The 2,944-nt window shown below is 57.3% G+C and carries 3 protein-coding genes and 2 pseudogenes; 2 read left to right on the forward strand and 3 right to left on the reverse strand.

Annotated features, from left to right (window positions below; all coding sequences use genetic code 11):
* Together E1297_RS03195 and E1297_RS03200 are read left to right on the forward strand one after the other, a co-directional pair.
* Window positions 1-742 (forward strand): annotated as a pseudogene (locus E1297_RS03195) (IS21 family transposase); the annotation flags it as partial.
* Between the two features lie 68 nt (window positions 743-810).
* Window positions 811-1,188, forward strand: a pseudogene (locus E1297_RS03200) (ATP-binding protein); the annotation flags it as partial.
* A gap of 34 nt (window positions 1,189-1,222) precedes the next feature.
* On the opposite strand, the gene E1297_RS03205 reads toward E1297_RS03200, so the two are convergent.
* From E1297_RS03205 to E1297_RS03215, 3 genes are read right to left on the reverse strand one after another with little or no spacing between them, the layout of a single operon-like run.
* Complete coding sequence (locus E1297_RS03205; RefSeq protein ID WP_209015620.1) at window positions 1,223-2,110, reverse strand: UvrD-helicase domain-containing protein; 888 nt, start codon at window positions 2,108-2,110, stop codon at window positions 1,223-1,225.
* A gap of 31 nt (window positions 2,111-2,141) precedes the next feature.
* Window positions 2,142-2,690, reverse strand: a complete 549-nt coding sequence (locus E1297_RS03210) for a hypothetical protein (protein ID WP_155133807.1) — start codon at window positions 2,688-2,690, stop codon at window positions 2,142-2,144.
* Window positions 2,680-2,847 (reverse strand): hypothetical protein, encoded by a 168-nt coding sequence (locus E1297_RS03215; protein ID WP_209015621.1) that lies wholly within the window; start codon window positions 2,845-2,847, stop codon window positions 2,680-2,682. Before E1297_RS03215 ends, E1297_RS03210 begins: the two co-directional genes overlap by 11 nt.
* Window positions 2,848-2,944 lie beyond the last annotated feature (97 nt).

Genomic DNA, 2,944 nt, shown 5'->3' on the forward strand with positions numbered 1-2,944 from the left:
AAAAAGGCCGGGTTTACCGGACGGACACGACCTTCTTTTCGCTCAGCCAGCTCAATGAAGCGATCACCGGCCTGCTTGAGAATTTGAACAATCGCCCGATGCGTCATGTTGGCAAGAGCCGACGGGAGCTTTTCGATGAGAAAAAAAACCGGCCCTCAAGTCCTTGCCTGATACGCCTTTCGAATACGCCGAATGGAAAAGGGCCAAGGTCCATCCGGATTACCATGTCGAAGTCGACAAGACCTTCTATTCGGTTCCCTGCCAGCTGATCGGCCGGAAAGTGGATGTTCGTCTGACGGCCCGGGCCGTGGAGATCTTTCATGATCACCAAAGGGTTGCCAGCCATGTCCGGCGCTCGCAACGCTGCGGACATGTCACCGTGAGCGCTCACATGCCAAAGGCCCACCAGAAACACGCCGCCACGACGCCTGCCAGCCTGATTGAGCGGGCGGCACGGATCGGCCCGGCCCGCAGACTGCCACCTTCGTCACCCGGTGATGGAGGCCAGGTCTCATCCCCAACAGGGCTACCGGGCCGCCATGGGCATTCTGTCCCTGTCCCCCGGTACGGCGAGGACCGTGTGGAAGCAGCCTGTTTGCGGGCACTGACGATCAACACGCTCAGCTATTCCTCGGTTAATTCCATTCTCAAGTCCGGCCTGGACCAGGCCGATCCCCGACCCGCGTCAAGCAAACCGGCGCCACCCCACGCCAATATACGTGGCCAAGCCTATTACCAGTGAAAACAGGAGACCGGCACATGTTGACCAACCCCACACTTGACCAGATGGAAACCCTCGGCCTGACCGGGATGGCAAACGCCTACCGGGATCTGGCCAGCCAGGACCAGGCGGCAGACCTCTCACGCGAAGACTGGCTTGCCCTGATGCTCGACCGGGAGAGTGCCATGCGGGCCGACAAGCGCTTGAAAAACCGCCTGACGGCCGCAAGGCTTCGCTTCCCGCAAGCCTCAATCGAAGACGTCGACTTCAAGACGCCGCGCGGTCTCGACAGGCGCACAACGCTGGCGCTCGCGCAAGGCGGATGGATCAAGGCCCATGAAAACCTGATCATCACCGGCCAAACAGGCACCGGCAAGAGTTGGCTGGCCTGCGCCTTTGGCCATCAGGCTGCGCGGCTGGATCATGCCGTTCTTTACACACGCGTGCCCAAGCTGCTGGAAGATCTGGCCCTTGCCTGGCTGGATGGACGGTTCCCAAAACTCATGGACAAACTGATCCGGGTTCGGTGCCGTCGATCAACCGCGGGTCTTGTGGCAAACCCGCACGATCATGGAACCGGCGCAGCAGGTCGAGCCCGAAGGAGTGAAAAGTGCCGATCCAAGCGGATCCGACCGCTTCTGGCCAGACTGCCATGGCGCGATCCGTCATTTCGCCGGCTGCTTTGTTCGAAAAGGTCAAAAGTAGAATGCTTTCCGGGTCGACACGGCGGTTCTTCAAAACAGACAATCTTCCGACGAGAGTTTGCGTTTTGCCCGTGCCCGGTCCGGCTTTAAGGAGCAGCGCTTTTCCGTCATGTTCGGCCGCCCGCTTCTGTTCGTCTATAAGCGGTTTTGGGGGCGATGCGGCCTCCTCTTCCGATTCAGTCTGCGGAAGCAAGAGCGCATCAAACAACTGGACTGCCACCATGTCGTAGGGTGCGCCGAGACGCTCGGCTATGTCCTTCGCGCTTAGGGCCTTGTCGATGTGCCAGGACCAGGCCAATGTTCGTGGGAAAAGGAACTCTCGTGCGAAAAGGTCCATCTGAACTTCTTGTCGAGCGCGGTTACTGTAATCGACAACGCGATCGGCACCCACCGATGGTGGGTCAGCCGAGCGGGTTGGGTCGATTGCCATGGTCGGAGGAATTTCAACCATCCCGCCGAATTCGTCATGTCCAAGTTCATGCGCAACTAGAAATGCGTCTAGAAAGGCGCTGCCAGTGTCGTCGTGCAAGATCACGCCTGCATGACTCTGAAACAGAGCGCGACCGCCGTTCAGTTGAGGGTGTCCGGCAGGAAGTTTCCTGACTTCGATATCGCGGTCCTTGGCTTCACGAAGAGCAAAGTCATAGGGGTTTAATGGATCGCCGCCCCTTTTTTTGCGCTCCACGTGAAGATCCGCTGCGCGTGCTCTTATGGCTTCAATTCGATCCATCGTCCGCAAGCAACTTCCGTAAAGCGCGTTGCTCCTCTTCGGCAAGATCGGCTTGGCCGACATAATCCCGGAACTCGATGGGAGCCTCCGCGCCCGGCTTGTTGTCGGATTTCATCGCAACGGTTTGGCCGTCACCCTGCTGCATACCATTGATCAGGTCATGTAGCCGAACATCCAGCTTTGCCGGGAGATTCTTCAGAAACTCGACCGGTACTGAACCAAGATGAACAACATTGGTGTTCAACCCCAAGAAGAAAGTGCGGGGGAGCCCAAGCTCTCGCGCGAGGTCTTTAATACCATGGCCAAACAGCGATTGCCGAACATGCTGAACCCTCAAGGCCTCCGCAGTCATCGCCTTCGTCTCAAACGGTAGGCTAGCATCGGTTGCCTCCAGTTCGCTCATCGTAAGCTCGTTGAAGAGCGCCAGTAGATCTTTGGTGTATTCGGGGTGGCGCCGTAGGTAAGTACCGAGAACTTCTGGAGATATCTCTTCTTCCACGATGAAATCGCTCAGGACGTCGTCTCTATTCGCCATTGTCGACCTCCAAATCCAGTGCTCGCCTGATCTTCGCAAAGGCACGGTTGCGTCGGTTGCGCACGGTCTTTTCAACGCAACCAAGAAGCTCCACCATCGACCGTTCTCCATCCTTATTCGTTTCAATCGGAATATCTGCGAGCATCAAATCAATCACTTCCCATTCCTCTGTCGGTAACGCATCAATCGCACGGCGCAGGTGAATCCGGTAATCGAAATCTTCCTCATACCAAGTCTCAGATGAAGTGACTCAT

It is taken from the genome of Roseibium sp. RKSG952, from assembly GCF_009711355.1.